6 protein-coding genes and 1 pseudogene are annotated in these 6,609 nt (G+C 73.0%); 4 read left to right on the top strand and 3 right to left on the bottom strand.

What is annotated here, in order from left to right; all coding sequences use genetic code 11:
• Positions 1 to 328: 328 nt before the first annotated feature.
• The gene (locus ACWGKU_RS12985) at positions 329 to 1,483 is read left to right on the top strand and encodes a PP2C family protein-serine/threonine phosphatase (protein WP_452177731.1); all 1,155 of its coding nucleotides are present in this window, start codon (positions 329 to 331) and stop codon (positions 1,481 to 1,483) included.
• 150 nt (positions 1,484 to 1,633) lie between these two features.
• On the opposite strand, the pseudogene ACWGKU_RS12980 reads toward ACWGKU_RS12985, so the two are convergent.
• Positions 1,634 to 2,323: pseudogene (locus ACWGKU_RS12980) on the bottom strand (ABC transporter substrate-binding protein); the annotation flags it as partial.
• Between the two features lie 484 nt (positions 2,324 to 2,807).
• Between ACWGKU_RS12980 and ACWGKU_RS12975 the strand changes: the two are divergent.
• From ACWGKU_RS12975 to ACWGKU_RS12965, 3 genes are read left to right on the top strand one after another with little or no spacing between them, the layout of a single operon-like run.
• Positions 2,808 to 3,140: a type VII secretion target gene (locus ACWGKU_RS12975; RefSeq protein WP_401054031.1), complete on the top strand. Its 333-nt coding sequence runs from the start codon at positions 2,808 to 2,810 to the stop codon at positions 3,138 to 3,140.
• 2 nt (positions 3,141 to 3,142) lie between these two features.
• Positions 3,143 to 4,402: an amidase domain-containing protein gene (locus ACWGKU_RS12970; protein WP_401054033.1), complete on the top strand. Its 1,260-nt coding sequence runs from the start codon at positions 3,143 to 3,145 to the stop codon at positions 4,400 to 4,402.
• 4 nt (positions 4,403 to 4,406) lie between these two features.
• Positions 4,407 to 4,853, top strand: a complete 447-nt coding sequence (locus ACWGKU_RS12965; RefSeq protein ID WP_452177724.1) for a hypothetical protein — start codon at positions 4,407 to 4,409, stop codon at positions 4,851 to 4,853.
• 320 nt (positions 4,854 to 5,173) lie between these two features.
• Here ACWGKU_RS12965 and ACWGKU_RS12960 read toward each other — a convergent pair whose 3' ends face one another.
• Both ACWGKU_RS12960 and ACWGKU_RS12955 read right to left on the bottom strand, forming a co-directional pair.
• Complete coding sequence (locus ACWGKU_RS12960) at positions 5,174 to 5,947, bottom strand: GNAT family N-acetyltransferase (RefSeq protein WP_452177725.1); 774 nt, start codon at positions 5,945 to 5,947, stop codon at positions 5,174 to 5,176.
• A gap of 4 nt (positions 5,948 to 5,951) precedes the next feature.
• Positions 5,952 to 6,563, bottom strand: a complete 612-nt coding sequence (locus tag ACWGKU_RS12955) for a MerR family transcriptional regulator (RefSeq protein ID WP_452177726.1) — start codon at positions 6,561 to 6,563, stop codon at positions 5,952 to 5,954.
• Positions 6,564 to 6,609: the final 46 nt, after the last annotated feature.

Raw genomic sequence — 6,609 nt, 5'->3', positions numbered from 1 at the left:
GGGTGGCGGGTCGCGGGACGCGGGACGCGGGACGCGGGACGCGGGACGCGGGACGCGGGACGCGGGACGCGGGACGCGGGACGCGGGTCGGGATGCGGGATCGAAGCGCGGGCCGGAGATCCGGCCGGGGGAAGTCGCCCGGAACACCGGCCGGAGGGGCCGGTCGAAGGGACCGGCCGGAGAGCCGGTCGAGCCCTTCCGGGTGCGCCCCGCCGCCTCCACGGTGTACAGAGGAGGAGTGCCCCTCCGGCAGCGTCCCGATGCGCCGCACCGCTCGAACGCGACGCATCCCCCCGACCGCCGCCGCGCCTGGCTGCCCGACCGCCGGGTGCTGACGGCGCTGACCCTCGCGCTGATCGTGCTGATCACCGTGGTCGACATCCTCTCCCCGCCGGACATCCACCTCGGCCCGCTGCTGATCGTCGCCCCCGCCCTCACCGCCTCCTTCGCCGGCCCCCGGGCCACCGCCGCGGTCGCCGCGCTCGCGTTCGCCGCGCTGACCGTCATCGGCGCCGTCCGCGACAGCCTGACCAGCGCGAACATCGAGACCCAGCTGAGCGCGCAGCTGATCGTCTCGGTGCTGATCGTCGGCCTGCGGGTGCTGCGCGAGCGGCACGAGCGCGAGCTGGCCCGGGTGCGCTCGGTGTCCGAGGCCGCCCAGCGGGTGCTGCTGCGCCCGCTGCCGGAACGGATCGGACCACTGCACCTGGCCTCCGTCTACCTGGCCGCCGAGGCCGAGGCGCAGGTCGGCGGCGACCTGTACGCGGCCGCCCGCACCGCCACCGGCACCCGGCTGCTGGTCGGCGACGTCCGCGGCAAGGGACTGTCCTCGCTCGGCGACGCGGCCCTGCTGCTCGGCGCCTTCCGCGCCGCCGCCCACCTGCACGCCGAACTGCCCGACCTGGCGGCCTACCTGGACGGCAGCGTCAGCTGGGACCTCGCCCAGCTCGCCGAACAGTCCCGACGGGACCGCCGCGACCGGCGTGAGCGACGCGAGCGGCAGGGCCTGCAAGCGTTGTCCGCCCTGCCCCTCCCCTCGCCCGAGGAGCCCCCCGAGGAGAGCGGCGAAGCCGGAGAATCCTTCATCACCGCCGTCCTGCTCGACATCCCCGACGACGGTTCCCCGGTCCGCCTGATCGACTGCGGCCACCCGCCCCCACTGCTGCTGCGCGCCGGCGGCATCACCACCCTCGCCGCGCACCACCCCTCCCCGCCGCTGGGCCTCGGCGAACTCGCGCCGGCGCGGTACGAGGCGGAGACCTTCCCGTTCCGGCCCGGCGACCGGCTGCTCATCTACACCGACGGCGTGATCGAGGCCCGCGATGCCCAGCGACGTTTCTACCCGCTCACCGAACGTGTCACCGCCTGGCGCTCCGAGCGCCCCACCGCCCTGCTCCAGAGCCTGCGCCGCGATCTGCTCGCGCACGTCGGCGGCAGGCTGGACGACGACGCGGCCATGGTGGTGGTCGAGCGGCTGCCGTGAGGGCGGGCGACCGGCAACGACAAGTAACGGATGACGGGTAACAGGTGACAGATTTCGAAATCTGTCACCTGTTACCCGTCATCTGAAAGCTGTTCCCTGAAAGCTGTTACCTGAAATCCGTCGGCTGTCGGCTGTCGATCGGACCCTGCGCTACGGCTTGTACGGCAGCTGCGGCACGTCGAAGCAGTTCGTGGTCATCGACGGCACCTGGGTGACCCAGCCGCCCTGCCCGCCCTGGGCCGAGTCCTGCCAACGGGCGGCGTTCAGGCACGCCCGGGTCGACCCGGTGGGAGGCGGCTGCGGGACGAAGGAGGCGGGCAGGATCAAGCCGTGCGCGTCGTAGGGCTCGGCGCGGTTCATGAACGCCTCGACGCAGGAGCGCGTCGGCGCGACGCCGCAGGAGTCCAGCGCGTCGAACAGCAGCTGCGAGCCCGCCCAGCCCTCCAGCTCCCAGGCGGACAGCAGGGCGGCCCGGTCCGGGTGGTAGCGGGCCATTGCGGTCCGGAAGTCGTGGACCGCCGGGTACTGCTCGTCCTCGTAGTTCAGGCTCGACGAGGTCGCCCACAGCGCGTTGCGGCAGTCCGGCGACGAGGCGTAGTCGGTGCGCACTGACTCCAACCAGTTCTGCACGTTGGTGACCTTCGCCGCCACCGTCACCCCGGCCTCGTCCAGCGCCCGGCACAGCGCCGCGTTGCCCCGGGAGTCCATCGCGTCGAACAGCAGCTGCGAGCCGTCGGCGTGCACCGCCGCGGCCACCGCCTGGAAGTTCGGCAGCGCGAAGTCCACCGTCTGGAGCAGCACCCGGTACCCCTCGGCCTCCAGCCCCGCCTTCAGCTGTCCGGCGTAACGGGTCGAGTCGGCCTTGGTTGTAGGCGACCACGGCGGCGCTGGTCGCGCCCAGTCGCTGCTTGAGGAACCGGAAGACCTCGGTGCTCTGGTAGAGCGTGCCGTTCCAGCCGACCGACCGCCCGTCGCGCGGGGCGGCGCTGCCGTAGATCCCGTAGAGGTACGGCCGGCGGTCGTACTCCGTGCCGATCGGCTGGCCGCCGACGTCCGGCACCGCCTTGCCGCTCACGTACGGGGCGCCCGCGTAGTCGAGGACGCTGCCGCTGACGAAGGCGAAGTCGTGTTCCCGGTCGGTCGGACGAGGCCCGGTTTCCGCGCCGGTGACCGGCTGCCCAGTATCCGACAGGAAGCAAGGCAACCAGCCCTGTCGAATTACTTTCTCATGACTTTCGGATGACCTTTCCCTTCCAAACCGGTCGTTACCATGGCCGCACCCATGTCGATCGGGATCGACATAGCCGGGTAGGGGGACCTGACCGTGAACCACATCCACGTCCAGACACATGCGTTGCGACAGTCGGCGCACGGCCTCACGGAGGCCGCCAAGACTTTCGGCCCCGTCGGGCACTGGCTCGACAACAGCCACGCGGCCGCCGACGCGATGTCGGCCTGGGACTCCGGTCCGGCGCTGAAGGACTGCGCCGACGCCTGGCAGGCCCACGTGAAGTCGGTCGTCGATCAACTCCATCTGTACTCCTCACAGTTGCACGAGTCGGCGCGGTCCTACGACCAGGCCGACCAGGAGTACGCCCGCCGGCTCGACGCCGCACTCGGTGACCTCGGGGGCACGGAACCGGGGCAGCAGCCGTGACGATGACCATCGCGGCGCTCAAGGCCGCCAACAGCATCGACGTCGATGCCGCCGCCGGCTCCTGGCTCGCCCTGTCCAAGCAGGCATGGCAGGCCGTCAATGACATCCATGCCAACGGCGTCGACCCGCTCAAGGAGAACTGGAAGGACAAGGTCGGCGAGGCCGCCGGCCGCAAGCTCCAGGAACAGGCCCAGATCCTGGAGGCCGGCGCGGACATCATGCGCGGCGTCGTCATGATCCTCGACGGGCTGAGCGCCGGCATCACCCGGGCCAAGCTCACCCTGAACTCCGCCCTGGACATGGCCCGGCAGTACGGCCTCACCGTCGACGAGACCGCCGCCGCCGTCCACGGCAGCGGCGGCGCGGCGGCCTCGAACGACAACGCCGTCCAGGAGGTGAACGCGATGCTCCAGGAGGCGCTGCGCGAGGCCGCCCAGGCCGACAAGCTGGCCTCCGCCGAACTGCGCAAGCTCGCCGCCGCGACCTGCGAGACCGACCCGCGCAAGGCGCTGGACCAGCTCCAGCGCGAAGCCTCGCAGACCGAACTGTCCATGTACACCGGGGGCATCCCCAGCGGGCAGGACCCCCGGCTGGTCGCCGACTGGTGGAAGGCACTGACCGACAACCAGCACAAGGAGCTGATGCTCTCCGACCCCGTGACCCTCGCCAACCTCCCGGGCATCCCCGACGACGTGAAGGTGGGCCTGCGCGGCGGGCCCAACGCCAAGTACGACCGGGTGAAGACGGTGCAGTGGGCGCTGGAGCACTGGAACGACACCACCATCGACGTCTTCGACGACAACTGCACCAACTTCGCCTCCGAGGCACTGCGCCAGGGCGGCGTGCACGCCAAATGGGACCAGTGGTGGGGCTGGCGCGGAGACGACACCTGGGGACGCAGCGACGACGCGGGCGGCGACTGGCTCGACCAGCGGCTCGACTATTCGAAGAGCTGGGCCGGGGCGCAGAACATGCACGACTTCATGCTGCGCCACGGCGGTCAGGAGGTCCCGCCGGGCGAAGTGAAGCCCGGGGACATCGTCTACTACGAGGAGGACTCCGACCAGGACTCCCAGGACAAGAAGGGCGTCGTCCACCACACCGCGGTGGTGACGGCGGTGACCCCGGACGGGGACATCCGCTACACCCAGCACAGCGGCGGCCAGCAGAACGCGAGCATGGGCGGCCGGATCGACAGCTTCCAGGAGCAGCGCGGGCACCAGAAGCTGCACTTCGTCCGCGTGAATCCGGACTGGTACTAGGCATATGAGTGAAGAACAGCGCTCCCCGCGGTGGCTCCGGGCGGGCGGCCCGCTGCTGCTCGCCTGCCTCGGGTGGGCGTGCGGTGTGCCGACGCTCGTCGCGGACGGCGACATCCACGGGCTCGTGAGCCGCTGCCAGGACAGCCCCGGCGCCCCGGCCCCCGTACTGCCGCTCGCCTGGGCGGGGTTGGGGCTGGCCGTCGTCTCGGTGTGCTGGGGCGGCTGGCAGCTCGTCGCCGCCATCCGCCGCAGGACGTTCCGGATCGGCCCGGGGCACGCCCTGCTGTGCATACTGCTGCCGCTGGCGGCGATCGGGGTGCCGTTCCAGTACGCCCTGGTGCAGACCGCCGTGCACGACACCGGGGCTCAGCGCAGCAGCTGCTTCGGGCAGGGCCCGCTCACGGACGCGGTCGATCCGGCCGCGGTGCCCCGGACACGGCTCCCGGCCTGATCGCCGCCGGGCGACCCGGCGCACGAACCCGAGCCCGAGACCGAGACCGAGATCGAGGCTGAGAGCGAAGCCGCCGAGGGCGGCGGGCACGACCGCCGTCGTGCCGAGGACGCGCGGGTGGTAGAGGTCGAACACGCCGAGGCTCCTCCCCGGGGGCCCGGACGGTCCCCGCTCGTGGTGCCTCAACGATGACCCCGGCCGGCCCTCCCCCGCATGTACCGAACGGCACATCCTGAGCAGCGGCGCCCCCGTACACCCCTGCCGATCGGCCCAGCTCCCCGGGTCCCGGCCCCCTCGGCTCCAGCCGCCCTCGACGGGGCCTACGGCTGGTGCACGTAAGGGGTCGTCGTGCTCACCCAGGCGAAGCCGAGGCGCTGGAGGATGGGCCGGCTCTGGTCGCTCGCGTCGACCTGGAGGTACTGGTAGCCGAGTTCGGCCGCGAGCCGGGCCCGGTGGGCGATGAGGGCCCGGTAGATGCCCCGGCCGCGCCAGTCCGGTGCGGTGCCGCCGCCCCAGAGGCCGGCGAACCCGGTGCCCGGGACCAGCTCCATCCGGGCGCCGCTGACCGGGCGGTCGCCGGCCATCGCGACGACCATGCTGACCGTCGAGGTGCCGTGCCGCAGGTGGTCGAGCAACCGCGCGCGCAGCCCGGGGTGCTCGGAGCCGAAGGCCTGTTCGTGGGCCTCCATCAGCAGGTCCACCCCCGCCGGGTCGGTCACCGGGAGCAGCCGGACCCCCTCGGGAAGGGCGGCGTCGGTGGGCAGGTCCGCGATCCGGGCGAGCATCAGCGCCTCGTCCGGCTCCGGGGTGAAGCCGGCCGCCAGCAGCCTGGCGCCGAGGTCGGCGGGGCGGTCGTGGGAGTAGGCCTTCCACTCGAACTCCAGGCCCATCCCGGCGAAGTGGCGCACCTGCGCGGCGATCGCCGCGTCCGCGCCGGCCTCGTCCAGGCCGGACCAGACCACGCCGTTCCAGCTGTGCTCCGGGCCCACCTGCCGGATCACCGCACCGTCGCGTTCGACGCGACAGCCGGGGTCGGGCGGCGCGTTGCGCCGGAGCCGGTCGTCGAACAGGGCGAGCACCTCGTCATGATCCATCCGCTCACTCCAGCACGGCCCGGGAGCGCGCGCCATCGAGTTTCCGTGCCGCCGACCGCGGGCGACGGTCCCCGGCGGCGGCAGCGCCCGCGGCGGTCGCACCCGCGGGGGACGCACCCGCGGGGGACGCACCCGCGGCGGTCGCACCCGCGGCGGTCGCACCCGCGGCGGTCGCGCCCGCGGGGGACGCATCCGAGGGGGAAGCATCCGCGCCCGGCGTCCGCTCCGCCGCCCCGATCCGGCCGGACCGGATCGCCTCGCCCGGCGCCCGAGCACCCATGATGGCGTCCAACAGGCCCCGGGCCCGGTCGAGTTCGTCCATCTGCCGGGTGATCCTGGCGCGCTCCCGGGCCAGGCCGGCGAGCAACTCGGGGCAGGTCGGGCCGGGCGGTCGCTGCCCGGGAAGCGGCAGGCCGTGGAGGATCTCGGCGATCACGGTGCTGTTGAGCCCGGCCGCGAGGAGGGTGCGGATGCCCCGGACGGTGTCCACGTCCCGCTCGTCGTACTCGCGGTAGCCGCTGGGGCGGCGCTCGGGGGTGAGCAGCCCCTGTTCCTCGTAGTAGCGCAGGGCGCGCGGGGTGACGCCGGCGCGCCGGGCGAGTTCTCCGATCCGCATCGCGGACACCTCCTCGGCGGAGCGTCCGCGCCGTCCGCCGCGACGT

Source organism: Kitasatospora sp. NPDC054768, assembly GCF_053612025.1.
Note: the sequence above shows the minus strand (reverse complement) of the source record. Positions and strands in the feature narration are given on the sequence as shown.

Excerpts from the sequence above, each read along its gene's own strand:
- ACWGKU_RS12970 (WP_401054033.1), top strand. The coding sequence starts at position 3,143 with ATGACCATCGCGGCGCTCAAGGCCGCCAACAGCATCGACGTCGATGCC.
- ACWGKU_RS12965 (WP_452177724.1), top strand. The coding sequence starts at position 4,407 with ATGAGTGAAGAACAGCGCTCCCCGCGGTGGCTCCGGGCGGGCGGCCCG.
- ACWGKU_RS12955 (WP_452177726.1), bottom strand. The coding sequence starts at position 6,563 with ATGCGGATCGGAGAACTCGCCCGGCGCGCCGGCGTCACCCCGCGCGCC.
- ACWGKU_RS12960 (WP_452177725.1), bottom strand. The coding sequence starts at position 5,947 with ATGGATCATGACGAGGTGCTCGCCCTGTTCGACGACCGGCTCCGGCGC.